At 71.8% G+C, this 25178-nt stretch carries 23 protein-coding genes; 11 read left to right on the forward strand and 12 right to left on the reverse strand.

Annotated features, from left to right (window positions below; genetic code table 11):
• Positions 1–56 precede the first annotated feature (56 nt).
• Positions 57–1028 carry a TNT domain-containing protein gene (locus ACWEVP_RS41220; protein WP_452068021.1) on the forward strand — a complete coding sequence of 324 codons (972 nt, stop codon included), beginning with the start codon at positions 57–59 and terminating at the stop codon, positions 1026–1028.
• Complete coding sequence (locus ACWEVP_RS41225) at positions 1028–1288, forward strand: hypothetical protein (RefSeq protein ID WP_003105220.1); 261 nt, start codon at positions 1028–1030, stop codon at positions 1286–1288. Before ACWEVP_RS41220 ends, ACWEVP_RS41225 begins: the two co-directional genes overlap by 1 nt.
• A gap of 22 nt (positions 1289–1310) precedes the next feature.
• Here ACWEVP_RS41225 and ACWEVP_RS41230 read toward each other — a convergent pair whose 3' ends face one another.
• Positions 1311–4550: a GH92 family glycosyl hydrolase gene (locus ACWEVP_RS41230; protein WP_452068022.1), complete on the reverse strand. Its 3240-nt coding sequence runs from the start codon at positions 4548–4550 to the stop codon at positions 1311–1313.
• Positions 4551–4684: 134 nt separating this feature from the next.
• Entirely contained in the window at positions 4685–5470 is a 786-nt protein-coding gene (gene hisN / locus ACWEVP_RS41235) for a histidinol-phosphatase (protein WP_452068023.1), read from the reverse strand.
• 42 nt (positions 5471–5512) lie between these two features.
• Here hisN and ACWEVP_RS41240 point away from each other — a divergent pair, with 42 nt between their 5' ends.
• Together ACWEVP_RS41240 and ACWEVP_RS41245 are read left to right on the forward strand one after the other, a co-directional pair.
• Entirely contained in the window at positions 5513–6208 is a 696-nt protein-coding gene (locus ACWEVP_RS41240) for a response regulator transcription factor (protein WP_452068102.1), read from the forward strand.
• Positions 6209–6211: 3 nt separating this feature from the next.
• Positions 6212–7495: an ATP-binding protein gene (locus tag ACWEVP_RS41245; protein ID WP_452068024.1), complete on the forward strand. Its 1284-nt coding sequence runs from the start codon at positions 6212–6214 to the stop codon at positions 7493–7495.
• On the opposite strand, the gene ACWEVP_RS41250 is transcribed toward ACWEVP_RS41245, so the two are convergent.
• The 8 genes from ACWEVP_RS41250 to ACWEVP_RS41285 form a co-directional block, all read right to left on the reverse strand.
• A complete protein-coding gene (locus ACWEVP_RS41250; protein WP_452068025.1) occupies positions 7492–7917 on the reverse strand; it encodes a Pvc16 family protein in 426 nt (141 codons plus the stop codon). The two genes, ACWEVP_RS41245 and ACWEVP_RS41250, sit on opposite strands and share 4 nt — an antisense overlap.
• A 3-nt stretch (positions 7918–7920) precedes the next feature.
• Entirely contained in the window at positions 7921–8553 is a 633-nt protein-coding gene (locus ACWEVP_RS41255) for a response regulator transcription factor (protein ID WP_400869330.1), read from the reverse strand.
• A 119-nt stretch (positions 8554–8672) separates the two neighbouring features.
• A complete protein-coding gene (locus tag ACWEVP_RS41260; RefSeq protein WP_452068026.1) occupies positions 8673–9317 on the reverse strand; it encodes a response regulator in 645 nt (214 codons plus the stop codon).
• 18 nt (positions 9318–9335) lie between these two features.
• Positions 9336–10190: an NAD(P)H-binding protein gene (locus tag ACWEVP_RS41265; RefSeq protein WP_452068027.1), complete on the reverse strand. Its 855-nt coding sequence runs from the start codon at positions 10188–10190 to the stop codon at positions 9336–9338.
• Positions 10187–11491 (reverse strand): MFS transporter, encoded by a 1305-nt coding sequence (locus ACWEVP_RS41270; RefSeq protein WP_452068028.1) that lies wholly within the window; start codon positions 11489–11491, stop codon positions 10187–10189. Before ACWEVP_RS41270 ends, ACWEVP_RS41265 begins: the two co-directional genes overlap by 4 nt.
• A 234-nt stretch (positions 11492–11725) precedes the next feature.
• Positions 11726–12253 carry a GtrA family protein gene (locus ACWEVP_RS41275; RefSeq protein ID WP_452068029.1) on the reverse strand — a complete coding sequence of 176 codons (528 nt, stop codon included), beginning with the start codon at positions 12251–12253 and terminating at the stop codon, positions 11726–11728.
• A 38-nt stretch (positions 12254–12291) separates the two neighbouring features.
• Positions 12292–12789 carry a GtrA family protein gene (locus tag ACWEVP_RS41280; protein WP_452068030.1) on the reverse strand — a complete coding sequence of 166 codons (498 nt, stop codon included), beginning with the start codon at positions 12787–12789 and terminating at the stop codon, positions 12292–12294.
• Positions 12790–12799: 10 nt separating this feature from the next.
• Positions 12800–14974 (reverse strand): sigma-70 family RNA polymerase sigma factor, encoded by a 2175-nt coding sequence (locus ACWEVP_RS41285; protein ID WP_452068031.1) that lies wholly within the window; start codon positions 14972–14974, stop codon positions 12800–12802.
• Between the two features lie 269 nt (positions 14975–15243).
• On the opposite strand from ACWEVP_RS41285, the gene ACWEVP_RS41290 reads away from it, so the two are divergent.
• The 5 genes from ACWEVP_RS41290 (at position 15244) to purE (ending at position 20390) form a co-directional block, all read left to right on the forward strand.
• Complete coding sequence (locus tag ACWEVP_RS41290) at positions 15244–16077, forward strand: GGDEF domain-containing protein (RefSeq protein ID WP_452068032.1); 834 nt, start codon at positions 15244–15246, stop codon at positions 16075–16077.
• Between the two features lie 71 nt (positions 16078–16148).
• Entirely contained in the window at positions 16149–17492 is a 1344-nt protein-coding gene (locus ACWEVP_RS41295; protein WP_452068033.1) for a glycosyltransferase 87 family protein, read from the forward strand.
• Positions 17467–18681 carry a glycosyltransferase 87 family protein gene (locus tag ACWEVP_RS41300; RefSeq protein WP_452068034.1) on the forward strand — a complete coding sequence of 405 codons (1215 nt, stop codon included), beginning with the start codon at positions 17467–17469 and terminating at the stop codon, positions 18679–18681. The genes ACWEVP_RS41295 and ACWEVP_RS41300 overlap by 26 nt, the downstream gene beginning before the upstream one ends.
• Positions 18682–18693: 12 nt before the next feature.
• On the forward strand, positions 18694–19878 hold the full coding sequence (locus tag ACWEVP_RS41305; RefSeq protein WP_452068035.1) for a 5-(carboxyamino)imidazole ribonucleotide synthase: 1185 nt from the start codon (positions 18694–18696) through the stop codon (positions 19876–19878).
• A gap of 14 nt (positions 19879–19892) precedes the next feature.
• Positions 19893–20390, forward strand: a complete 498-nt coding sequence (gene purE / locus ACWEVP_RS41310; protein WP_452068036.1) for a 5-(carboxyamino)imidazole ribonucleotide mutase — start codon at positions 19893–19895, stop codon at positions 20388–20390.
• A 4-nt stretch (positions 20391–20394) separates the two neighbouring features.
• Here purE and ACWEVP_RS41315 read toward each other — a convergent pair whose 3' ends face one another.
• Entirely contained in the window at positions 20395–21078 is a 684-nt protein-coding gene (locus tag ACWEVP_RS41315; protein ID WP_452068037.1) for an SDR family NAD(P)-dependent oxidoreductase, read from the reverse strand.
• A 140-nt stretch (positions 21079–21218) separates the two neighbouring features.
• Here ACWEVP_RS41315 and ACWEVP_RS41320 point away from each other — a divergent pair, with 140 nt between their 5' ends.
• Positions 21219–22196, forward strand: coding sequence for an Lrp/AsnC family transcriptional regulator (locus ACWEVP_RS41320; protein WP_452068038.1), 978 nt, complete (start codon positions 21219–21221; stop codon positions 22194–22196).
• Here ACWEVP_RS41320 and ACWEVP_RS41325 read toward each other — a convergent pair.
• On the reverse strand, positions 22188–23852 hold the full coding sequence (locus ACWEVP_RS41325) for a class I adenylate-forming enzyme family protein (protein WP_452068039.1): 1665 nt from the start codon (positions 23850–23852) through the stop codon (positions 22188–22190). The two genes, ACWEVP_RS41320 and ACWEVP_RS41325, sit on opposite strands and share 9 nt — an antisense overlap.
• A 110-nt stretch (positions 23853–23962) precedes the next feature.
• Between ACWEVP_RS41325 and ACWEVP_RS41330 the strand changes: the two genes are divergently transcribed.
• Entirely contained in the window at positions 23963–25120 is a 1158-nt protein-coding gene (locus ACWEVP_RS41330) for an acyl-CoA dehydrogenase family protein (RefSeq protein ID WP_452068040.1), read from the forward strand.
• The last annotated feature ends 58 nt before the right edge of the window (positions 25121–25178 follow it).

Consider the following 25178-nt stretch of genomic DNA (forward strand, 5'->3'; position numbering starts at 1 on the left):
CAGCACCGCGGCCGCGTCGAACACCACGTGCCCGCGGGCACCGACCGAGCCGGAGGATGGGTGTGACCGAGCCTTCCGAGGCGGGCTCCGAACCGGTCGAGGCCGACCTCGACACGGGGCCGATCCGGCTGCCCGGGTACGGGCTGACGGATTCCGGTGCCTTCGAGGAGGCGCCGACCCCGCCCTCGGGCAACCCCGCGGCGTGGCCGCACGCGGTGTCGCCGCTGCTGCCGCCGTTCCCGCTGCCACCGGCCCCGCCGGCCCCGGTGTCGGCTCCCGCACCGGTCGCGCCGCCACCGCCGGTCGCCGGGCCGCCGCTCAACGCCGGTGCGCCGGCGCCGCTGCCCCCGCTCGGGTCGCCGCGCACGGAACGGGAAAGCGTTGTCGCGCTGTTCCTGGTGCACATGTTCCCGATCGGGCACCTGCCGGTCGCCATGGACCGGCCGGCGCTGCAGCTCCCGCTGCCCGACGACCCGGACGGCTTCGGCCCGAACGACCACCCGGACGCCCGGCTGATCTTCGACGACCAGGCGCTCACCAACGTCACCGCCGGGTTCCGCCGCTCGCCGACCGCGCCGTCGCGGCCCGTGCCGCGGCACCTGACCGAGGGGTACGTGCCCTACGCCCACGCTACGCAGGCGGTGTGGATCCGCCGGTTCGTCGTCGGGCACAGCGAACTCGGGCCCGAATACGCGTGGCCGCCCGGCGACCACTACCCGGAGGGCTGCGTCGACCACGGCGAGCCGGTGATGGTCCCGATGAACACCGTGCTCGACCGCTTCGGCCCGGCGTACGGCCGCGTGTTCTTCGCCGACGGGACGCCCTTCGCGGAACGCTCGCTGCCGCCCGGGATGCTGGACGCCGAGTACCGCCGGTACGTCGTGGTGCGCGCGGTGCCGATGTGGCGGTCGGAGACGGCGAACTGGTTCGGCCAGGTCGGCGGGGGTACCCGGTACCGTGCGCTGCTGGCGGCCGACGAACTGGTGACCCTCGGCTACCTCGCCGAGGCCAAGGGGGATGAGGACTGATGAACACGCAGTCGATCCAGCGCTGGCTCGGCGTGCTGGGCGTGCCGCCGGAGGTCGTCTCGCTCGGCGCCGAGGTCGACAACGCCTGGTGCCTGATGCAGGGCGAGGACGAGGCGTGGGAAGTGTTCTGGCGGGAGCAGGGCAACCGCTACGACTGGGCGCGGTTCACCAGCGAGCAGGTGGCGTGCCACTACCTCTTCGGCCGGCTGGCCTGGGCGCAGGTCGCCCGCGGCGCCGTCGGCCTGCTGCCCGGGTCGTGACCGCACGACCCGGGCAGGCCGGTCAGCTCACCGCGTAGGTGAAGATGTGCGCCTGGCCCGCGCCGGTGGCCGTGGGCAAGGTCAGCGACTTGACCTGCTTCGCCGGGTCCAGGGCGATCGGGGCCGTCGCGAACAGGTACGACGTGTACGGCCGCGACAGCCGGAACATGTACCGCGGGAACGCCGAGTTCACGTACGGCACCTTCGCGACGACCGTGTTCCCGAACTGCGGCGTCTCCTCGCCGCCCTGGAGCAGCCACTCCGACAGACCCAGAGAGCCCTGCTGCGTCGAGCCGTCGGTGTAGGTGACCGTCACGGCGCCCTGCGCGTCGCCGCCGGTGGCCGAGCCGAGGAACGACAGCTTCGTCGCACCCGGGGCCGCGTCCACCGCAAGCGTTTGCCCCGCGGCGACCACGTTGTCCGGCGATCCCGCCGGGCTCGACGGCCAGGTGAACTCCCGCACCTTCGCGCCCGGCTCGATGCCGCTCTTGGCCAGGCCCTGCGCGGAGTAGGCGAACTGACCGGGGTAGAGGTCGGTCTCGCCGAAGTCGCCGTACTGGACGAACCGGTCGTCCGTGACGCCGACGTTCGTGTTCGCCGCGTGCAGCGTCCCCGGCGTCCCGACGGTCACCGGCAGCTGCGCGGGCAGCTGACCGCCGAACTCCACCGGCACGCTCGTGTACGCCTCCGGGGCCCCGGCCGCTGCGGTGACGCGAACCTGCTGGGACGCAGTGCCATGAGTGCCCACGGTGAGCGTCCCGCCCGACGGCGTCACGGTGATCCCGGCCGGCGGTTTCGCCTGCCAGGTAACCGTGCCGGCGCCCGTGATGCCTTCCGCGATCACCGTCGCCGTCGTCGACGAACCGGGCGCGACGACCACACGACCCGGGCCGACGCGACCGCGCACCGGCACTTCGCCGTCGCGGAAGGACGGCGGGGCGTCGGAAGCACCCGAGCCCCACGACGTCGGCGACGCGCCGAGCGTGAAGTCGAGGCGACCGCCGTTCACCGCGAACGACTCCGGCAGCCACGGCTTCGTGCTCGGCTTGCCGTCGACCTTCAACGAGCGAACGTACTTCACCGAGCTGGACGCGCCGGGCGCGGTGATCGTGATCCGCTGCCCGGTCGCCCGCGTCAGCGTGATCTTCGGGAACATCGGGCTGGCCAGGATCATCTCGGCGCGGCCGGGCGCCTCCGGGTACATGCCGAGCGCGGCGAAGACGTACCACGCCGACGTCGCGCCGAGGTCGTCGTTGCCGGGCAAGCCGTCTTCACCCGGCTTGAACAGCAGCTCCGCCGAGCGGCGCACGATGTCCTGTGTCTTCGACGGCGCGCCCGCGTACGCGTATTCCCACGGCACCTCGAACGACGGCTCGTTCGACATGAACGCGTACGGCGAACTGGCGTCGCTGTTGAGCTTCGTGAAGAAGAAGTCGAGCCGCTTCTTCGCCGCGTCGTCGCCGCCCATCGCGTCGAACAGCCCGCGGACGTCGTAGGGCACCATCCACGTGTACTGCGCCGCGTTCCCTTCCTGGTAACGCATTTCCTCGTACTTCGCGGGGTCGAACGGCGACAGGAACTGGCCGTCGCGCATCCGGGTCTGGAGGTAGCCCGTCGCCGGGTTGTAGACGTTTTCCCAGTACTGGGCCCGGGCCATGAACCGGTGGTAGGTGTCCGGAGCCCCGAGCCGCTGGGCCAGCTGCGCGATGCCGAAGTCGGCGGTGGTGTCCTCGAGCATGTCCGAGACGTTGTTGGGGTGGTACCCCAGCGTCAGGTAGTCCGACAGACCCGGCCGTTCGAGAGCGCGTTCCCCGGCCTGCTGGACGCGGGTGGCGCCGGTGACCATCGACTCGAGCGCCCGGGACGCGTCGAAGTCCGTGGCGCCGAAGGCGTACGTGCTCGCGATGATCGAGTGGTACGGATCGCCGCCCATCACGCCCATGAAGTCGTTGTTCTGCGACCAGCGGTCCCAGATCCCGCCGGCCTGGTCCGCCTGGTTGAGCATCGACTGCGCCATGTCGGCGGCTTCGTGCGGGGCGAGCATCGACAACAGCTGGACCTCGTCGCGGTAGGTGTCCCAGCCGGAGAAGTTGGCGTACTGCGCGTGCCCCGGCTTCGCGAGGTGGATCTTCTTGTCGAACCCGGCATACCGACCGTCCACATCGGAAAAGACGTTCGGCTGCATGAGCGTGTGGTAGAGCGCGGTGTAGAACGTCCGGGTCGCCGCGTCCGTGCCGCCCTCGACGGTGATCTGCCGCAGCCGGTCATTCCACGCCTGCCGCGCCCGCGCCTTCACCGCGTCGAACGACTCCTGCCGCTGTTCCAGCAGGGCGTTGAGCCGCGCGCCCGCCAGGTCCACATAGGACAAGCCGACGCGCACCTGGACCGGCTTGGCGGGGTCGAACGTCAGGTACGCGCCGGAGCCGCCGTCCGGGGTGACGACCTGCTTGTCCCACGTCGTCTTGCTCAGGTCGCCGCCGCGGGCGCTGGTGCCACCGGGCGTCACGGCGGCGTCCTGCCAGGTGCCGGACGTCGTGAACGGCTGGTCGAAGGTCGCGGAGAAGTAGACCTTGTACGTGTTGGGGCCGCGGCAGAAGTGACCACTGGCCACCCAGCCGGACACGGTCCGGTTCGCCGGGTCGACCGTCACGGAGGCGTCGTCGCTGCCCATCGCCGACTGCGCGACGTCGATGAGCAGCGTGGCGGGGGAGTTCTTCGGGAAGGTGAACCGGCCCAGGCCGGAGCGCTGGGTCGCGGTCAGCTCGGTCGTGATGCCGGAGTCCGTCGTCACCTTGTAGTAGCCCGGAGACGCGGATTCGCCTGCGTGGCTGAAGGTGGGGAAGTACTTCGTGGCGTCGACGGCGGGTGACGTCGAGATGGTCCCGGCGAACGGCAGGAACGGGACGTCGCCGGCCGCGCCGCCGCAGCCGGCGCCGTTGAAGTGGGTGAGGCTGAAGCCGCGGAGCTCGTTCTCCTCCCAGGCGTAGCCGCCGTCGCGGTCGCGGGCGTAGTAGCGGCCCTGCCCGGCGGGCGGCTTGGGCTGCAGCGGCGTGTCGGGGCTCCACTGCACCATGCCGAAGGGGACGTCGGCGCCGGGGAACGTGTCGCCGGCGTAGGTGTTGGTCTCGGGGGTGTCGCCGGCCTTCGCGCCGACGAACGGGTTGACGTAGGACGCGAGGTCCCGGACCAGGGTGTCGGCGGTGGCGGGGGCGACCGCCGCGAACAGGGGAATGACCAAAGCCGCGGTGACGACTCTGCGCATGCTCTTCCTCCCGGGGTGAGCGGGCGACCCGGGCTGACAACGTTGTCAGCGGACCGGGTGACCCGACGAGCACTGGGAGTGAAGCACCGGCGGTCGAGGCCGGTCAAGAAGTTCCCGCCGAGCGGCCTACCCGGTTACCTCTTGAGGAGCGCGAGCGCGTCGTCGTGGAGGCGGCCGTTCGTCGACAGCGCGCTCCCGTTGTCGTACCTCGCGGCCCCGTCGAGGTCGCTGAACCGCCCGCCGGCCTCGGTGACGATCACCTGTGCCGCCGCCACGTCCCACGGGTTCACGATGCACTCCGCCGCGACGTCCAGGGCGCCCTCGGCCACCAGCACGTGGTGCCAGAAGTCGCCGAAGGCGCGGGTCTCCCAGCACGCGTCCACCAGGCCGAGGTACTTCTCGCGCGAGTGGTACTCCGTCCACGAGTTCAAGTCCGTAGTGGACAGATAGGCGTCCGAAAGGGACGAAACTTTCGAAACCGACAGCCGCCGGGTCCCGGCGGCGTCCGAAGAAAACGCGCCCGCGCCCGAAGCCGCCCACCAGCGGCGGCCCAGCAGCGGCGCGCTGATCATGCCGACGACCGGGTCGCCGTCCTCCACCAGGGCGATGAGGGTCGCCCAGACGGGTACACCTCGGAGGAAGTTCTTGGTGCCGTCGATCGGGTCGAGCACCCACGCCCGGCCGGTGGCCGCCGAGCCGCCGCGCTCCTCGCCGAGCACCGCGTCCTGCGGGCGCTCCGCAGCGAGCAGTGCCCGGATCGCGTCCTCCACCGCGGTGTCCGCGTCGGTCACCGGGGTGCGGTCGGGCTTGCGCTCCACCGCGAGGTCCAGGGCGCGGAACCGCGCCGTCGTGATCGCGTCGGCGGCGTCGGCCAGCCGGGTGGCGAGGGCCAGATCATCTTCGTAGCCAGGCACGGTCACGATGTTTTCACGCCCTCGCGCCGTAGAGTTGGCCAGGTGAGCATGGTCCTACTTGCCGAAGACGATCCGGCCATCGCCGAACCGCTCTCCCGCGCCCTCGAACGCGAGGGATACGAGATCCACGTCGTCACCGACGGCCCTTCGGTCCTCGACGCGACCGCCGCCCAGAGAGTCGATCTGCTCGTGCTCGACCTCGGCCTGCCCGGCATGGACGGCCTGGAGGTGTGCCGCCGCCTGCGCGCGGGCGGCACCGAGCTGCCCGTCCTGATGCTCACCGCCCGCACCGACGAGGTCGACTTCGTCGTCGGCCTGGACGCGGGCGCCGACGACTACGTCGCCAAGCCGTTCCGGCTCGCCGAGCTGCTCGCCCGGATCCGCGCGCTGCTGCGCCGCCGGGTGCCCGAGGTGCTGGAGGCCGGCGGCGTGCGGATGGACCTCGGCGCGCGGCTGGTCACCGTCGACCTGCACGAGGTCCAGCTCGCGAACAAGGAGTTCGAGCTGCTGCGCGTGCTGATGAGCCGCGCCGGGCAGGTCGTCAGCCGCGACGAGATCCTCGCCGAGGTCTGGAACGACCTCGAGTCGAAGACGTCCAAGACCCTCGACATGCACATGTCGTGGCTGCGGCGCAAGCTCGCCATCGCCGCCGACGAGGCCGCCGGGCGCACCAGCAAGGCCCACGACGGCGAACGGCGGATCGCGACCGTCCGCGGCGTCGGCTTCCGGTTCAACGCCGAATAAGCCGTGCGCCGCCGCATCCTGCTGGCCATCCTGCTGGCCGTCGCCGTCACCGCGGCGGTGCTGGGCATCCCGCTGGGCATCGTGGCGAGCTGGCAGATCGAGTCCAGCTACCGCGAGACGCTCGCGGAGAACGCCCGCGCGGCGGCGGCGATCCTCGACACCGAGATCGCCAACGGCCAGGCGATCGACCTCGACCAGGTGCGCGCGGCGGTCCCGGCGAACGGCCTGCTCACCGTGCAGGTCCCCAGTCAGCAGGAAAAGCGCTACGGCAACGACCCGGGTCCGGACACCGTCACCGAGACGGCCGACCTGGCCCGTGACGGCAAGGTCGCCATCGCCGTCCCGGCCGGCCCGATGCACGAACGGCAGACGACGGTGACGCTCGTCGTCGTGCTGCTGGTGCTGCTGTCGGTCGGCACCGGCGCGGTGGTCGCGATCGCGACGGCCAGACGGCTCGCGAAGCCCCTGCGGCACGTCGCCGAACGCGCGTCCCGCCTCGGCGGCGGCGACTTCCGGCCCGACCCGAGCCGCTACGGCGTCGGAGAGCTCGACATGGTCGCCGAGGCGCTCGACGCGTCCGGCACCGCGCTCGCCCAGCTCGTGCAGCGGGAGCGCCAGCTCGTCGGGGACGTCTCGCACCAGCTGCGCAGCCGGCTGACGGCGCTGCAGCTGCGGCTGGAACCGCTCACCGTGCACCCGGACGAAGAGGTGGCCGACGAGTCGAAGGCCGCTCAGGAGCAGGCGGACCGGCTCGCCGAGGCGCTGGACGAGCTGCTGGCGGCGGCCCGTGCGGCGCGCGAGGTCGGCGCGGAGCCGGTGGACCTGCCGACCCAGCTGCCCGAGATGGCGCAGGAGTGGCGCGAGCTGCTTCGCTCGGAAGGCCGCAACCTCCGGATGCGGGTGGCCGACGGCCTGATGGCCCGCGCGACCCCGGGACGTCTGCGCGAAGTCGTCGGCGTGCTGCTGGACAACGCCCTGCGCCACGGTTCGGGCACGGTCATGGTGTCCGCCCGCCGCGGCGACGCCGAGGGCACCGTGGTGATCGAGGTCAGCGACACGGGTTCCGGGGTGCCCGACGAGCTGGCCCCGCACATCTTCGAGCGCGGGTTTTCGGGTGGCGGGTCGACCGGGGTCGGGCTGGCGCTGGCCCGCGCCCTGGTGGAGGCCGACGGTGGACGGCTGGAGTTGTCGAACCGGCGGCCGGCGGTGTTCAGCCTCTTCCTGAAGGTGCCGCGGCCGAGCGACGTGCCCGAGGTGCGGTGGCCCGCGGAGCGCGTCCCGCGTTAGTCGGCGTCGGCCGTGACGAGCAGGACGAACCCGGCTCGCGCGGGCATGCCCAGACTCGTCCACAGTCCCGTCGGATCCGTTGCGGCCAACGCCATCCGCACCGGGTAAGCGCTTTCCGAAGCCAGCTGCCCGGCGTCGAGGACCGCGTGCAGCGCCGCGTCGAGCAGGGCGTGTTCGTCCCGGATCGCGCCGGCCCTGGCGGTGACGAGGTAGGAAAGCGCGCAGCGCCGGGCCGCGCGCTTCCCTTCCCCCTCGTTTCCCTCCCCGACGGCGTCGCGCAGCGCGAAGAGGAACAGCTCCACGCTCCGCACCTGCGACTCCGTCTGCCAGGTCGGCTTCGGCGGGTCGAGCCGGATCTGCGTCCCCGCCGGCAAGCGGGGCCGCAGCAGCCGGCACAGTGCCTCGTCGACCTGGGCGATCATGGGTCAGATCAACCCTTCGCGCAGCGCGTACGCGACCGCGTGCGACCGGTTGCGCAGCTGGAAGCGGTTGGTCACGTCGTGCAGGATGCTCTTCACCGTGCGCTGCGAGTAGCACAGCTGGTCGGCGATCTCCTGCGTCGAATACCCCGCCGCGACGAGCCGCAGCACCTCCGTCTCCCGGTTGCTCATCCCGCCGAGGTGCAGGCCACGCGGCTGGAGCACCTGGCGCTGCAGGCGGGACACCCGGCTCAGCAGCCGGCCGAGCAGGTCGGGCGGCAGTGCGCCCTCCCCGGCCGCGGCCGCCTTGATCAGCCGGACGAGCACCTCCGGCCCGGCGTCGGCGCGGCGGGCGACCGCGCAGACCCCGTGCTCGACGGCATTGAGGATCTCGTTGTCGTCGACTTCGCCCGCGACCAGCACGATGCGGGTGAAGCCCTGGTGGTGGAGCGCGGACAGCAGCTGGGTCATCGTTTCGTCGAGCCGGTCGGCGACCAGCAGCGCGACCATCGCCGAGTCGGCCGCCTCCCCGTCGACCACCCGGACCTCGTCGCGCGAACGCAGCGCCATGCAGACGCCGTTGTGCAGGATCGGATCGGTGGCGCGGACCACCACCGGCGTCCTGTCGGATTCGAACATCGTCACCCATTCCCCTCGAACGGTGCGAGGGAATCCACCCCTCACCCTTTCCACAGTGCCCGGAGAGGTGTCCCGAGCGCATGGGACCGGCGTCCCGATTTGCCCGGACAGGCTGCCCGTCAGGACCGGCCGAGTCCCGCGTCGCGCGCCCGGACGATCGCTTCGGCGCGGTCGGCGACGTGCAGTTTGGCGAAGACGTTGGAGATGTGGTTGCGCACTGTCTTCGGGCTCAGGCAGAGCGTGTTCGCGATGACGCCGTTGCTGTGCCCGGCCGCGATCAGGGACAGGACCTCGCGCTCGCGCCCGGTCAGCTCCGGGAACACCGGCTCGCTCGTGGGTGGCGGCTGGTTGAAGAAGCCGAGCACGCGGTTCGCGATATCGGGGCCGAAGATGGCTTCGCGCCGCGCGACCGCCTGGACGGCGCGGATGATTTCGTCGGGCTCGGCGTCCTTCAGCAGGTAGCCGCGGGCACCGGCGCGCATCGCCGCGAAGACCGACTCGCTCTCGTCGGCCATCGTCAGCATCAGCACGCCGGTGTCCGGGCTGACGGCCGCGATGTGCCGGGTCGCCTGGATCCCGGACAGGTCGGGCAGGTGCAGGTCCATCACCACGACGTCCGGCAGCAGCGCGGACGCGGCCTCGATCGCCGCGGCGCCGCTGGCCGCCTCGCCCACGATTTCGATCTCGGGCTCGGCGTCCAGCAGCGTGCACACGCCGAACCGGAACAACGGGTGGTCGTCCACGACGAGCACGCGCAGACCCATCCGGTCACCTCCCCGCTGTCACCCCCCGTAATGGTAGGTGAATGCGGCCGCGTTCTCACGTGCCCATTTCGCGAAGGTCAGCGGTGGCCGGCCGAGCAGGCGTCCGACGGTGTCGAACACGACGTGTTCGAACTCCGCGGATTCCCGCTTCAACGCGAAAAATCCGTCGACGGCTTCGGCGGGCCAGCCGAATCGGCGCACCATGCGTTCCCGCGCGGCGGTTTCCGGTTCTTCGACGAATTCAATCGGACGGCCGATCGCGTCGGCGAGAATCGTGACCTGCTCGGCGGTGGTGAGCGCTTCACCGCCGGTCAGTTCGTAGGTCGCGCCTTCGTGCCCGGACGTCGTGAGGGCGAGGGTCGCGACCGCGGCGATGTCCCGGACGTGGACGAGAGCCGACGCGGGGTCGCCCTCGGGCACGTAAACGGTGTTCTCGTCGCGGATCGAACCGAGCCACGCGAACCGGTTGTCCATGAACGCACCGGGCCGCAGGATCGTCCAGGCCGGCCCGGCTTCGCGGACCGCCTGCTCGGCTTCGGCATGGGCGCGGGTGATCGGGTCCTTCTGTCCGAAGTGGACACCGGTGGTGGACAGCTTGACGAGGTGGGTGACGCCGGCGCGGGCGGCGGCTTGGGCGACCGACGCTTCGAGTTCGGCGCGGTGGCCCTGGGTGAGCACGAAGACGCGGTCCGCGCCGTCGAACAGCGCGGGCAGGTCCGCGGTCTCGAGATCGGCCCGCACGACTTCGGCGCGCGGGTCGATCCGGGCCTTGGCCGGGTCGCGGGTCAGCGCGCGGACGGCGGCGCCGGCGTCGAGCAGGGCGGGGACGAGGGCGCGGCCGACCTTGCCGGTGGCGCCGAGGACGAAGATCATCGGGGTTCTCCTTTTCCGCGGAGCGGGACGTGGGGGAGCGCGAACGCCGTGACGAGGGCGAGCGCGAGGACCGGCAGCAGGGCGAGGAAGACGCCGTGGGTGCCGGCGGTGTAGGCGAAGCCGAGCGCGACCGGGCCGAGGCTCGAGCCGAGCGCGCGGGCGAGGTTGACGCCGGCGGCGACCGCGCCGCGGTCCGCCGGTGGTGCGGTGTTTTGCGTGGCGAGGGCGAGGACTTGCAGGTTCAGCCCGGCCGCGATGCCGAAGACGACCAGGCAGGCCACGGCCTGCGGGAGCGCGTCGACGGTGAGCAGGCCGAGGACGGCGAGCAGGCCGAGCGCCATGCTGAGCCGCGGGGCCCAGCGGTAGTGGCCGGTGCGGGCGATGACCTTGCTCGCGACGACGGAGGAAGCGGCCACGGCGAGCGTCATCGGCGCGAGCAGGAGACCGCCTTCGGCCGGTCCCGCGTCCTGCTGGAGGAAGACGGCGATGTAGTTGACGGAGCCGAGGAACGCGAACCCGGCGAGCACGCTGAGCAGGACGGACGCGGTGAACGTCCGATCCCTGAACAGCCGCAGCGGCAGCACCGGCGCTTCAGCTTTGCGTTCGACGAGCACGAAGGCGACGGCCGCGACGGCACCGAGCGCGGCCGACCACGGCGTGAGCAGGGTGAACCCGGTGACGGCGCAGCCGAGCAGGACGACGCCGGCGAAGTCGAACGGTGCTTCCCGCCGTCGTCTCGGCAGGTCGAGGTTCCGCAGCAGGGCGGCGGCGGCGAGGCCGAGCGGCAGGTTGATCAGGAAGATCGACCGCCACCCGGCGACGCCGGTGAGCAGCCCGCCGGCCACGGGCCCGGCGAGCGACGCGACGGCGAAGCAGATCGAGAACCATCCGAAGTACTTCGCGCCTTCGCGGGGCGTGAACATCTCGCCGAGCGAAGCGCCGACGGAGACGAAGAGGCCACCGGAGCCGGCGCCCTGCAGCACGCGCCCCGCGACGAGCGTCGCGGCCGACGGCGCGAGCCCGCAGGCCAGCGAGCCGAGCAGGAACAGGGCGAGCGCGCCGAGGAGCACGCGCTTGCGGCCGAAGGTGTCGCCGAGCTTGCCGTAGAGGGGAGCGGTGACGCTCCCGGCGAGCAGGTAGGCGGTGGTGACCCAGGCGTAGGTGCCGGTGGTGCCGAAGTCGGCGGCTATCCGGGGGAGTGCGGTGGCGACGACCTGGGCGTCGAGCATCGCGAGGAAGACGGACAGGAACAGGCCGGCGAGTGCCGGTTTTTGGGCGCGTTTCAGCGCGGTCGTGCTCAAGAGGAAGTCCTTGTTTCGTCAGAAGGGACGAGAGGTGCGGACGTGCTTTTACGCACGCCCCGTCGAGCCGGGAAAAGGTTCCATCGTCACCTGCGGGGCAGGTGCGACCTCTTCGCGCTCGGAAACCACCTCGAATCGTCCCGCTCGCCCGGCCGAACCCGGACGGCGTCCTCACGAAGGAACACTGACGAGGATGACTGTAGACAACTACATGTCAGAAGACAAGTACTTTGCTCAGCGCAGCCGGGTCACGTCGCCGGTGTCCCGGCGGCGTTCGCCCAGCTCGTCCGGGAACACCCACTTCTTGAACCCCCAGAAGCGGAAGAACATCGCCAGCAGCATGCCGATGATCGACCCGCTCGCGAAGTCCGCGACCTCCTGCACCAGCCGCGTCACGTGCGGGACTTCCAGGTCCAGGACGTACCGGGACACGTACAGCGGGATCAGGTTGACCACGACCGCGACCCCGCTGATCACGAAGAACAGCGCGGCTTCGTGGTGGCGCTCGCGGCCGCCGCGGGTGCGGAAGGACCACTCGCGGTTGAGGATGTACGACACGATCGTCGCGACGATGATCGCGATCGCCTTGGCGGTGGTCGGTTTCGACTCCAGCACCGAGAGCTTGAGCAGGTACCAGACCCCGTTGTCGACCAGGAACGTCGTTCCGCCCACGATGCCGAACTTCAGCAGCTCCCGGTGCTTGATCAGCACCGAACGCAGTGGCTCCGGCGTGCGCTTGAGCACGGTTTCCACAACGGTCACACCACGCAGTCTAGGGACACACCGCGTTGACCTGTGGTTCAGGCGGCCTTGCGGTCCTGAATGTCCGGATCTTCCACGACCTCCAGCGGCCGCGCCCCTTCGGCCGGGAACACCCACTTCTTGAACGCCCACCAGCGGAACGCCGTGCCCAGCAGCGTCCCGATGATGATCCCGCTGACGAAGTCGGCCACCTCGACGCCGAACGGCGACAGCCGCGGGGCCTGCAGGTCAAGCACGTACCGCGAGAACCACTGCGGCAGCGCGTTCAGGCCCAGCGCGATGCCGCTGAACAGGAAGAACAGCGCGGCTTCGTGGTGGCGCTCGCGGCCGCCGCGGGTGCGGAACGACCACTCGCGGTTGGCGACGTAGGAGAAGATCGTCGCGACGAGGACGCCTACGATCAGCGCCGTGACCGGGTGGGTCCGCAGCACGGTGAACTTCAGGCCGTAGTTGACGGACATCGTGATCACGAAGCTGATCCCGCCGACGACGGCGAAGCGGAGGAGCTCGCGATGCTTCTTCAGCAGCTCGCGCACCGCGCGGACGCTACCCGGTCAGCCAGCCGAATCCCTTCTCGGGGGTGACGGTCGGCGGCTGGTTGCCCGGCTTCGTGCCCGGCCGCGGCGGCGCGCTGGTCGTGGTCGACGACGTCGGCGGCTCGACCGTCGGCTCGGTCTCCGACGTCGTGGTCGGCGGCGTGGACGTGGGCTTCGACGGCTTCGTCGGCGTCGGCTTCGACGGCGTCGTCGAGGGTGTCGGCCTCGGCAGCGGGTCCTTGCCGCACCAGTGGTGGTAGCAGCCGAAGTCGATCGTCACCGGCGCGGCCGCGGCCTTGCCGAGCGTGGCGTCGATGGTGACGCGCCCGTCGTCGGGACGGCCTTTCAGCCGCACCCACAGGTTGACGTGCTGGCCGGGGGCGACCGCGCTCTTCGTCGTGCAGCTCGCGCCCTCGGACGTCGTGGTGCAGGGGAAGCCGCGCAGGCTCCACCACTGCCACAGCGGGTGGTCGAAGGTGACCGTGACCGGCCGGGTCGTCTCGCCGGTGTTGCGGACCCGCACGTAGACCAGCGGGTTGCGGGTCCACGGGAACGCCGAGAGCCCGTCACCCTGGGCTTCGAGGACCACCGCGTCCGGCGGCTGCTTCACGGTGACCTTGACGCTCACCGAGACGTTGATCTGCACGCCGGCCGTGACCGACCCGGTCACCGTGCCGCCTTGGGCGTCCTCGTCGGCCTGGAGCCGGAAGTTCAGCGTCGCGCTCTCGCCGGGCTGCAGGCCGGCGCCGGTCTTGCACGTCACCGTGCCGTCGCCGCCGGGGCAGTTCACCGAGATCGGGGCGCCGGCCTGGGCGAACGCCATCGGCGCGCCGCCACCACCGGTGTCGACCGCGTGCACGCCCGGCGGCAGCTTCAGCGCCACGGCCACCGGTTCGGACACGCTCCCGCCGTCGTTGCGGACGGTGATGGGCAGGTTCGTCGCGGAGCCGGGGGTGAGTTCGACGCCGTCCGGCGGGGCCGTCGCGGACATCGACGGCGGGGCCGGAGCGGGCGGCGCCGGGGCCGGTGGTGCCGGCGCGGGTGGTTCGACCGCGGGCGGCGGGGGCTCGACCGCCGGCGCCACTGGCGGGGGCGGCGGTGCGGGCGGGGCCGGCGGCGCGGGCTTGGGGGGCGCCGGGGGCTGGACCGGCTGAACCGGCTGGGCCGCGGGCGGCGGCTGCTGGGCCGCGACGGGGATCTCCTGCGCACCACCACCGGCGGTGAGCGCGATGACGACGGCCGCGACGACCGCCGTGCCCGAGGCCGCGACCCCGGCGAACTGGCGGGGTCCCGCGGCGGCGGCTCCCGCGGCCGCGCCGGCCTTGCCCCCGGCCGCCGCGGCGCCGACGGCCGCCGCGCCCGCGGTGACCGCGCTCGCCTTCGCCGCGCCGATGGTCGCGAGGTAGCCGAGCGCCGCGCCGCCCAGGACGATCGGGGCGATGATCGCGCGCAGCCCGCCGTTGACGTCGGCGAGCTCCGCGGCCAGCGCGCGGCAGTTCTCGCACTCGTCGAGGTGGTTCTCGACCTGGTTGCGTTCGCGTTTGGACAGCCCGTCGCGGGTCCACGCGCCGAGCCGCTCGGCGCACGCGCGGCAGCGTTCCTCGGCGTTCTCCTGCAGGTGGACCTGCAGGTACGCCTGGCGAAGGCCCTCGCGGGCGCGGTAGGCGAGCGCCGAGACGCCGTTCGCCGTCAAGCCCAGCAGCGGCGCGACCTCGGCCGGGCTCTGCTGTTCGATCTCGGTGTGCCAGAGCACCGCCTGCCAGCGTTCGGGCAGCCGCGCGAACGCCTTGGCGGCCATCGTCCGCTCGAGCCCGGCGACCGCGGTGTCGGAGAACGGAACGGTCAGCGCTTCGGACGGGACGTCGGTCATGTCCTCGTTGAGGTCGACCCGGCGTTCCTTGCGCGTGCGGTCGTACGCGGTGTGACGCAGCGCAGTCAGCAGGTACGCCCGGAAGGCTGTGTCCGGCCCCTTGCCACCACGCAGCGTGTCCAGCACCTTGGCGAACGCCTCGGACACGAGGTCGTCGGCTTCCGAGCTCGACCGGGCCAGCTGACGAGCGAGGTTGTGCGCCGCGCCGGTGTGGCGTTCGTAGAGCGGCCCGTACGACTCGATCTTCCCGGCGCGGACCTCGGCGATCAGCTCGGCGTCACTCTTTCCGCTGAGATCGGCGGGAACGGTGGACACGGCACTCCTCGGTCGGTTAGGGCCAGGACCTGCCATTACAGGCCGGTCCGGGGCGCGAGACAAGTGTGACTGACCCACCCCGGGCCGTCACGCGGTGGTCGGGGTGTTGACTCCGACGGCGGAGCAAAATCACCCATCCCCGGGTCGCGTCGTTGAAAAGCTTCGGAACAAAAGTCGCGAGTACGCGTCACGGGATCCGGTGGGGCACGTCCTCACCGTGAAGCACCGAGCAAGATCGAAACGGACCGGATGAAAGGGACAGGGGGCCAGTGGACGTTCCGGCTACGCGTTCCGGCCCCGGTGACGCTCCGCTTGCCGACCGCGCCCTGCTCGCGCTGCGGGCCCGCTGGCGCACGGCCAGCCTGGCCGCGGGGTGGCGGTTCCCCAGCGACTGGGCCCTGCCCGAGGTCGACGCCGTCTGCGCGACGGTGCTGGCCAAGGGGCGGGTGGAAGCCGCCGAGACCGCCCTGGCCGGGCTGGCCAGGGCCCGGGCGGCGGCCGGCGCCGGCCTCGCGGAAACCCTCGCCGACCTGGCCGCGCTGCACGCGGTGCTCGACCACGGCGACGACGGCTTCGTCGCGCCGGACGTCGACGCCACCCCGGCGCGGCTGCTCCGGACCACGGCGCTGGCCTGGGCCGACGTCGCCACCGACCAGCTCGTGCACACCGAGGTCACCGACCCGCTGACCGGCCTGCCCTCCGCCGCCTACCTGCGCACCCGGCTCGCCGAGGTCTACCAGGCCGCGGCCGCGCGCGAGAAGCCCGCCGCCGAGGACCACGTCCTGCTGGTCGTCTCGCTCGACCTCAGCTCGATCGCCGGGTTCCCGCGGCTGACCGGGATGATCCTGGTCGCCGATGCCCTGCGGGCGGTGTTCGAGAGCGGGGAGAGCGTCGCTTCGCTGGGGCCGTCCGTCGTCGCCGCGCTGGTCCCGAAGGACGAAAGCGTCGCTTCGCACGGCGTCGCGTTGCGAAGGGCGTTGCACGAGCGGCTGTCGGTCGACTCGCAGCTGGCCGACGCCGGCCGGCCGCGGGTGTCCGCCGTGCGCCTGCCCGCCACCCACGAAATGGCCTGCGACCTGCTGGCGCGGCTCGCCCGGGTGTAGAACAGGCGAAAAGTCCGGTTCCGCCCGGACCCTTCCGACCGGGATCGCGCGGGCCATGATTTCCTGGTGAGGTGACCCGGACCGTACCCACCGACGTCGACGGCCCAGTCGCGGCCAGACCGCAGCACCGCCTGGCCCTGCGCAAGTCACTCGCCCGCCTGTCCGTCCGCCCGCGGTCGATCCTGATCCTCGCGGTGATCCCGCTGGTCGCGATCGGGTACGGCATCTACGGCTGGCAGCACGACTGGGTGCTCGGCGTCGACAGCGCGGTCTACCGGGCCGGCGCGCTCACGCTGCTGCACGGCGACTCGCTCTACGACGCCAACACCCTCGCCCCCGAGCCGTGGTGGGCGCTGCTGCCCTTCACCTACCCGCCGACGGCCGCGCTGATCTTCGTGCCGCTCGCCGCGTTCCCGACGCAGATCTCCTGGGGCCTGATCACCGCGATCTCGCTGGGCGCGATGGCCCTGTCGATCCGGATCGCGATCGGCGCCCTGCCCCGCCCGGCCGAGGACGGGCCGCGCTGGTGGGCCTCGCCCGCCCGCTCGACCATCGTGTTCTTCCTGGTCTTCCTCGGCCTCGAGCCGGTGTGGCGGACGATCTTCCTCGGCCAGATCAACCTGGTCCTGATGGCCATGATCCTGCTGGACATGCTGGTCATCGGCGCCCGGGGGAGCCGCTGGGGCGGCGTGCTGGTCGGCGTCGCGGCGGCGATCAAGCTGACGCCGCTGGTGTTCCTCGGGCACCTGTTCATCACCGGACGGCGGATGGACGCGATCCGCGGCTTCGCGACGTTCGTCGTGCTGCAGGGGCTGATGTTCCTGATCAACTCGCACGACGCGGCCAAGTACTGGACCGTCACGCTGCCGGACACCGGCCGGATCGGGCCGGTGCACTGGGCGGGCAACCAGTCGCTGAACGCGCTGATGAACCGGGCCACCGACCTCGCGCCGTGGGCGTCGAAGGCGGCGATGGGCATCGGGTTCCTGCTCGCCGTCCCGGCGCTGTGGCTGCTGATCCGCTTCCACCGCAAGGGCCAGGCGCTGGCGGCGCTGCTCGTCACCGCCTTCTGGACGCTGCTGATCTCGCCGATCTCGTGGACCCACCACTGGGTGTGGGTGATCCCGCTGATCGTGCTGCTGGTCTCGCGGCTGCCGAAGACCACCCCGAAGACCGCGTGGAAGCGCTGGGTCGGGACCGGCCTGGTGGCGTTCGTGTTCGTCAGCTGCGTACTGCTGATCCTGCCGAACGGCCGCAACGTCGAGCTGCACTGGAAGGTGTGGCAGAACGTACTGGGGGACGCCTACATCCTGATGCCGGTCGTGCTGGCCGCGGCGCTGATCCTGCGCTGGGGCCTGCAGCGGCGGGCGCGGAAGAGGGCGGCCGCACATGTCGACGTCACGACCGGCGTCTGAGGCGCGGGGCCGGCTCGGCCTCCTCCTGGCCGGCGGGATCGCGCTGCTGGTGCTCGCCTTCGGGGTCGTCGTCTGGCTGGCCGGGTGGCACCTGGGCGCGGACAGCGCCGTCTACCGCGCCGGCGCGCTGACGCTGGTGCACGGCGACCCGCTCTACACGCGGGACGTGCTGACCGCGCTGCCGGACTGGGTGCGGCTGCCGTTCACCTACACCCCGGCCGCCGCGCCGCTGTTCCTGCCGCTCGCGCTGGTGCCGTCCGGCCTGGTGTGGGGCGTGATCGCGTTTTTGTCGGTGGTCGCCCTTATCGTCGTCATCACGGTGGTTTCGTCGCCGCCGGGGCGTGCATCCCTTCTGGGAAGAAGGTGGTGGGCGTTGCCGGGGGGAACGGCCGCCGCTCTGGTACTGGAACCGGTGTGGAAGACGCTGTTCCTGGGCCAGATCAACTTGATACTGATGGCGTTCGTGGTGCTGGACGTCCTGGTGCTCTCTCTTCGCGGGTCGCGGTGGGCGGGCGTGCTGATCGGCGTGGCGGCGGCGATCAAGCTCACCCCGCTGATCTTCGTGCCGCACCTGTTCTTCACGGGCCGGTGGAAGGACGGGCTGCGGGCCCTGGGCACGTTCGTGGCGCTCGAAGCGGTGATGTTCGCGATCATCCCGGTCGACGCGGCACGGTTCTGGCGGGATTCGGCGACCGACCCGAGCCGGGTCGGGTCGGTGCACTGGATCTTCAACCAGTCGCTCAACGGGCTGGTCAACCGGGCTTCGCAGCTGGCGCCCTGGTCGCTGGCGGTGGCGGTCGGGGTGGCGGCGGTGCTGGCCGTGCCCGCGGTGTGGCTGGTCGTGCGGCTGCACCGGCGGGGCGAGGACGCCGCCGCATTGCTGGTGACGGCGTTCTACGGGCTGCTGCTGTCGCCGGTGTCGTGGTCGCACCACTGGGTCTGGTGCGTGCCGTTGCTCACGCTGCTCGTGGTCAAGGCGCGGTGGTGGGCCGCGGCGGCGGTCGCGCTGCTGTTCGTCTCGCAGATCGTGATGCTGGTGCCCAACGGCGGCGACACGGAGTTCGGCTGGGGCCTGGGCTGGTCCGTCCTCGGCAACGTCTACGTGCTCGCGGCGGCGGCCGGGATCCTCGGGCTCGCGGGGCGTGAGCTACGGCTGGTCCGGCGGTCACCGCAGGTGGTCACCGTTTAGTCTGAGCAGGCTATGGACAAACACACCGGTCTGCCCGTCGTGGGCATGGTGGGCGGCGGCCAGCTGGCCCGGATGACCCACCAGGCGGCGATCTCCCTCGGCCAGTCCCTGCGCGTGCTCGCCGCGAGCGAGAACGAAGCGGCGGGGCTCGTCGCGGGCGACGTCACCCTGGGGCACCACACCGACCTCGACGCGCTGCGGAAGTTCGCGGCGTCGGTCGACGTGCTCACGTTCGACCACGAGCACGTGCCGGGCGAGCACCTGCTGACGCTGGCGATGGAGGGCTACGCGATCCGGCCGGCGCCGTCGGCGCTGGGTTTCGCGCAGAACAAGCTCGTCATGCGCGAGATGATGGCCGGGCTCGGCGTGCCGGGTCCGGCGTTCGCCGAGGTGTCCACTGTGGACGACGTGGTGGCGTTCGGCGGCGAGCACGGCTGGCCGGTGGTGCTCAAGGCGTCCAGCGGCGGCTACGACGGCCGCGGTGTCTGGATGCTGGACACCGCGCAGCACGCCAGGGAGACGGTGCCGGAGCTGCTCGAAGCGGGCACGGCGCTGCTGGTCGAGGAGAAGGTGGCGATGCGGCGGGAGCTGTCCGCGCTCGTCGCCCGCTCGCCCTTCGGCCAGGGCGCGGCGTACCCGGTGGTCGAGACGGTGCAGTCCGCCGGCATCAACACTGAGGTCCTCGCCCCGGCGCCGGGGCTGGGGCCGGAGCGCGTGCACGAGGCCCAGGACCTGGCGCTGCGGATCGCGTCGACGCTGGACGTCACCGGGCTGCTCGCGGTCGAGCTGTTCGAGACCGACACCGGGCTGCTGGTGAACGAGCTGGCGATGCGCCCGCACAACTCCGGGCACTGGACCATGGACGGCTCGCGCACGTCCCAGTTCGAGCAGCACCTGCGTGCCGTGCTCGACTACCCGCTGGGCCGGACGGACCTGATCGCGCCGGCGTGCGTGATGGCGAACGTGCTGGGCGCGCCGGAGCTGCCGGAGATGGGGCCGGACGAGCGGCTGCACCACCTGTTCGCGCGGTACCCGGAGGTGCGGGTGCACCTCTACGGCAAGCAGGAGCGGCCGGGGCGCAAGCTCGGGCACGTCAACTTCACCGGCGAGCGCATGGACGACCTGCGCAACCGCGCGCTGCTGTCGGCGCACTGGCTGTCCCACGCCGTCTGGCTCGACGGCTACGAGATCCACTGACGGGAGTATCGGGTATGGCGCCGCAGGCGGGCGTGATCATGGGCAGCGACTCGGACTGGCCGGTGCTGGAGGCGGCCGGCGCAGCGCTGGACGAGTTCGGCGTCGAGTACGAGGTGGGCGTGTATTCGGCGCACCGCACCCCGCAGCGCATGCTGGACTACGCGACGTCGGCGGTGGCCCGCGGGATCAGGGTGATCATCGCGGGCGCGGGCGGCGCGGCCCACCTCCCGGGCATGGTGGCCTCGGCGACGGTGCTGCCGGTGATCGGCGTGCCGGTCCCGCTGAAGTACCTGGACGGCATGGACTCGCTGCTGTCGATCGTCCAGATGCCGGCGGGCATCCCGGTGGCGACGGTCTCGGTGGGCGGCGCGCGCAACGCGGGCCTGCTGGCGGTCCGCATCCTGGCGGCGTCGGACGAGGGCCTGCGTTCGAAGATGGCGAAGTTCCAGCAGGACCTGGAGAAGCTGGTCCTGGACAAGGACGCGGCGCTGCGCGCCAAGGCCGGCCGCTGAGGGGTCACCAGGGGACGGTCTCCCCGTTGCGGTCCAGGTAGTCGAGGCCGGGCTTGCCGGCCTTGCCCAGGAGGACGTCGACGATCAGCGGCGCCGACTCCTCGACGGTGAACGGAGCTCGGTCGCCGCCGAGGGCCGTGCGGATCCAGCCGGGGGCCAGGAGCAGCAGCGCCCGTTCGGTCCGCCGGGCCGCGTAGCCGCGCATGAACATGTTCAGCGCCGCTTTGCTGCCGCGGTAGAGCTCGCGCGAGCCGGTCACGTTGTTCGTGATGCTGCCCTGGCCGGACGTCATGACCCCGATGAGACCCTCCGGGGGCACGAGGTCCTCGAGCGCCTCGATGACACGCATGGGGCTGAGGGCGTTGGTGACCATGACGTCGACGAAGTCGGACGTCGGTACCTCGCCGATGGGGGTGTCCTGGTTGCTCGCGGTGCCGGCGTTGACGAAGAGCACGTCGAGCCGGCGGCCGGAGAGCCGGTCGTGCAGGGGCGGCAGCTGCTCGGGCGTGGTGATGTCGAGGTGTTCGATCTCGACGCGGCCGTCCGAGGCGTCGGCCAGGTCGTGCAGCGGTGTCCGGGCCGCCGGGTCGCGGACGGTGCCGATCACGTGCCATCCGCGGGCGACCAGTTCGGCGGCGATCGCGTGCCCGAGACCGCGCGATGCTCCGACGATGAGGGCGGTTTTCATGGGCTGTTCCCTTCGTCGCGGTTACCTGACGAGTGTTGCCCCGGTGGCGTCGCCGGGGTGCGTGCGCGGCGCTGTTCCGTATGATTGCCTCGATTTCGGGGGTGCTCATGACCGAATCCATCGATGTGCAGCCTGAAGATGTGCGTCTCATCCGGGCGCTGCAGGTGGCCCCGCGGGCGTCGTTCGCCTCGATCGCGGCCGTGTTGGGCGTCACCGAGGCGGCCGTCGCCCGGCGGTACCGGCGGTTGCGGGCCGACGGCGTCGTCCGGGTGGCGGGCATCGTCGACCCGGGGGCGCTGGGGCAGAGCAAGTGGATGCTCCGGCTGCGCTGCCGGCCGGGTGCCGTCGAGGCGATCGCCGACGGGCTCGCGAAGCGGGAGGACGTCAGCTGGGTGGCGCTGTGCGCCGGCGGCTCGGAGATCACCTGCGCGGTCCGCTCGCGGTCCCGGGAAGCGCGGGACGACCTGCTCGGCCGGCGCCTCCCGCGGACGGCGGCGGTCCTGGACATCCACGCGGCCGCGATGCTGCGGCAGTTCGTCGGCGGCCGGGGCCACTACTGGGTCGCCCTGCGCGGCACGCTGACCGAGGAGCAGGAGGCGGCGCTGGGCGGCGGCGACGCGCCGTTCACGGAGTCGCCCGTGGTGGCCCGCGATGCCGTCCGGCTGACCGCCGAGGACGAGCGGATGCTGGCGGTCCTGGCCGAGGACGGCCGGGCGGCGCTGGTCGACCTCGCCGAGGCGGCGGACCTGACTCCTGGCCGCGTCTCACGTCGGCTGCGGACGCTGGTCGACCGCGGGGTCGTCCACATCGACGTCGAGCTGGCGGCGACGGCCCTGGGCTACCACGCCGGGGCGAACCTGTGGCTGCGCGTGCACCCGTCGGCGGTCAAGAGCGTCGGGCGCGCGCTGGCCCGGGAACCCGAGATCGCCTTCGCCGCGGCGGTGTCCGGGCCGCACAACCTCCACGCCGTCGCGCACTGCCGCGACCTGGACGAGCTGTTCGAGTTCACCTCCGACCGGATCGGTGCGCTGGCCGGCGTGCAGAGCATGGAGGTCTCGCCACTGCTGCGGCACGTCAAGCAGGCCGGCACCCGGCTCTCCGGCGACCGGTTAGCTTGACAGCTGTTCCCGCAGCTGCCGCTTGAGCACCTTCCCGGCGGCCGACACCGGGATCTGCTCGACGACGTGCACCTCCCGCAACCGCTTGTACGGCAGCACCTTCTCGTTCACGGCGGCCATCAGCTCGTCGGCGTCCAGCGAGCCGCGCGGGACGACGAACGCCACCGGCAGCTCGCCGACCTCGTCGTCCGGGCGGCCCACCACGGCCGCCGCCGCGACGCCCGGCATCGTGATCAGCAGTTCCTCCAGCTCGCGCGGGAAGACGTTGTACCCCTTGTACAGCAGCATGTCCTTCTTGCGGTCCACTATGGACAGGTAGCCGTCCGCGTCGAGGATGCCGATGTCGCCCGTGTGGAGCCAGCCGTCGACCAGAGCGGCCGCCGTCTCCTCGGGGCGGTTGCGGTAGCCGCGCATGATCTGCGGGCCGCGCAGGCAGACTTCGCCCTTTTCGCCCGCCGGGAGCGGGTCTTCGCCGCCCTCGGCCGGGACGATCTTGACCTCGGTGTCGAAGATCGGGACGCCCACCGAGCCGACCTTGCGCGTGCCGGAGGTGTACGTCGGCGAGATCACCGCGCCCATGGTCGCCTCGGTGAGGCCGTAGCCCTCGCTGACCACCACGCCGGGGAACCGCTCGCGCAGCGCGTTGATCATCGCGTGGTTCATCGGCGCGGCGCCCGAGCCGATCGCGCGCACCGACGAGAGGTCCGCGGTGTGGAACGACGGCGTCGCGAGCAGCGCGGCGAACAGCGCGGGCGCGCCGCCGATGCCGGTGATGCGCAGCCGTTCGGCGTCGGCGACGTACGCAGGCGGGTCGAAGCGCGAGTGCAGGACGATCGTCGTGCCGGCGATCACCGCCGCGTTCAGGCCGCCGATGATGCCCATCGCGTGGAACCACGGCGTCAGGTTGATCGCGACGCCGGTGCCCAGGCGGGTCGGCCACTCCTCCTCGCTGCCGATCTGGTCGAGGGTGACGTCGCCGCGGGGGTCGAGCGCCGGGACCGAGCCGCTGCCCCAGCACGAGTGCTGCAGGGTGTTGACCACGACGTTGCGGTGGGTGAGCCGCACGCCCTTCGACCGGCCGGTGGTGCCGCCGGTGTAGGCGAGGTGGGCGAGGTCTTCGTGGACGTCGATGTCCACCGGCGGGCGCGTCTCGGGGTGGCCGGCTTGGAACGCCTCGAACTCGAAAGCGCCTTCGGGCAGGTCGCCGGCCGGGCCGGCCACGACGGTCAGCCGCGCCGGGATCCGGTCGGCGACGCTCGCCAGCGCGCCCGCGACCGGCCCGAACGTCACGACGGCGGCCGCCTCGCAGTCGGTGAGCTGGAAGGCGAGGTCGTCCGGCGGGAGCAGCGGGTTGGCCGGGCTGAAGGTGGCCCCGGCCAGCAGCGTGCCGTAGTAGGCGACCGGGAAGGCGAGGCAGTTCGGCAGGTGCAGCGCGACGACGTCGCCGCGGCCGATGCCCTGCGCCCGCAGCGCGTGGGCGAAGCGGCAGGCCGCGCGGTAGGTCTCGGTGAAGGTGAGGCTCCCGCCGTCGTGGGCGAAGGCGGTCCGGTCGCCCCAGCGCGCGGCGCCCGCGGCGAGGATCGAGCCGACCGGGACTTCGGGGTAGTCGAGGGAGGCGGGCAAACCGGGCGGCGTCGTCGGCGCGGTGAGCGGCATCACTCGACTTTACGAATTCTGCGGTCCGCGACACAAGGACGCAGCCGGTCGGTGAACGAGCGCTAACATCGAGCGAGACTCTCCCGACGTCGTAGAGAAGGTGACCGGAAGTGACCGACGGCCTGTACCAGCTTGCCGAGGAGCACGAGGAGCTGCGGGCCGCGGTCCGGGCTCTGGCCGAGAAGGAGATCGCGCCGTACGCGGCCGAGGTCGACGAGCAGGAGCGTTACCCGGTCGAGGCGTACAACGCGCTGGTCAAGTCGGGGTTCAACGCCGTGCACATCGGCGAGGAGTACGACGGCCAGGGCGCGGACGCCGTCGGCGCGTGCATCGTGATCGAAGAGGTCGCGCGGGTGGACGCGTCGGCGTCGCTGATCCCGGCGGTGAACAAGCTCGGCACGCAGCCGATCATCCTGTCCGGTTCGGAGAGCGTGAAGAAGCTGGTGCTGCCCTCGATCGCGTCGGGCGAGGCGTCGGCGTCGTACGCGCTCTCGGAGCGCGAGGCGGGGTCGGACACGGCGTCGATGCGCACGCGCGCCCGGCTCGACGGTGACCACTGGGTGCTCAACGGCACCAAGTGCTGGATCACCAACGCGGGCGAGTCGTCCTGGTACACGGTGATGGCGGTGACCGACCCGGAGGCGGAGAAGAAGGCCAACGGCATTTCGGCGTTCGTGGTGCACAAGGACGACCCGGGCTTCTCGGTGGGCCCGAAGGAGAAGAAGCTCGGCATCAAGGGTTCGCCGACGCGTGAGATCTACTTCGAGAACTGCACGATTCCGGAGGACCGGATCATCGGCGAGCCGGGTACGGGCCTGAAGACGGCGCTGCGGACGCTGGACCACACCCGGCCGACGATCGGTGCGCAGGCACTGGGCATCGCCCAGGGCGCGCTGGACGCGGCGGTGGCGTACGTGAAGGACCGCAAGCAGTTCGGCAAGTCGATCGCGGAGTTCCAGGGCGTCCAGTTCATGCTGGCCGACATGGGCACGAAGATCGAGGCGGCCCGTCACCTCGTGTACGCCTCGGCGGCGGCTTCGGAGCGTGGGGACAAGCGGGCCGGGTTCATGGCCTCGGCGGCGAAGGCTTACGCGTCGGACATCGCCATGGAGGTCACCACGGACGCGGTTCAGTTGTTCGGCGGTGCGGGTTACACGCGGGACTTCCCCGTGGAGCGGATGATGCGCGACGCCAAGATCACGCAGATCTACGAAGGCACCAACCAGATCCAGAAGGTCGTCATGGCCCGGGCCCTGCTCAAGGGCTGATCGGATCTCGTGAGCGGCCCCGGTGGCCGGTGGCCAGGCCGTTCCGGCCGCCATCGGC

It is taken from the genome of Amycolatopsis sp. NPDC003865, assembly GCF_053605345.1.

Coding starts and splice junctions, on each gene's coding strand:
- ACWEVP_RS41220 (WP_452068021.1), top strand. CDS start 57: ATGGGTGTGACCGAGCCTTCCGAGGCGGGCTCCGAACCGGTCGAGGCC.
- ACWEVP_RS41225 (WP_003105220.1), top strand. CDS start 1,028: ATGAACACGCAGTCGATCCAGCGCTGGCTCGGCGTGCTGGGCGTGCCG.
- ACWEVP_RS41230 (WP_452068022.1), bottom strand. CDS start 4,550: ATGCGCAGAGTCGTCACCGCGGCTTTGGTCATTCCCCTGTTCGCGGCG.
- ACWEVP_RS41240 (WP_452068102.1), top strand. CDS start 5,513: ATGGTCCTACTTGCCGAAGACGATCCGGCCATCGCCGAACCGCTCTCC.
- ACWEVP_RS41250 (WP_452068025.1), bottom strand. CDS start 7,917: ATGATCGCCCAGGTCGACGAGGCACTGTGCCGGCTGCTGCGGCCCCGC.
- ACWEVP_RS41255 (WP_400869330.1), bottom strand. CDS start 8,553: ATGTTCGAATCCGACAGGACGCCGGTGGTGGTCCGCGCCACCGATCCG.
- ACWEVP_RS41260 (WP_452068026.1), bottom strand. CDS start 9,317: ATGGGTCTGCGCGTGCTCGTCGTGGACGACCACCCGTTGTTCCGGTTC.
- ACWEVP_RS41265 (WP_452068027.1), bottom strand. CDS start 10,190: ATGATCTTCGTCCTCGGCGCCACCGGCAAGGTCGGCCGCGCCCTCGTC.
- ACWEVP_RS41300 (WP_452068034.1), top strand. CDS start 17,467: ATGTCGACGTCACGACCGGCGTCTGAGGCGCGGGGCCGGCTCGGCCTC.
- ACWEVP_RS41305 (WP_452068035.1), top strand. CDS start 18,694: ATGGACAAACACACCGGTCTGCCCGTCGTGGGCATGGTGGGCGGCGGC.
- purE (WP_452068036.1), top strand. CDS start 19,893: ATGGCGCCGCAGGCGGGCGTGATCATGGGCAGCGACTCGGACTGGCCG.
- ACWEVP_RS41315 (WP_452068037.1), bottom strand. CDS start 21,078: ATGAAAACCGCCCTCATCGTCGGAGCATCGCGCGGTCTCGGGCACGCG.
- ACWEVP_RS41325 (WP_452068039.1), bottom strand. CDS start 23,852: ATGCCGCTCACCGCGCCGACGACGCCGCCCGGTTTGCCCGCCTCCCTC.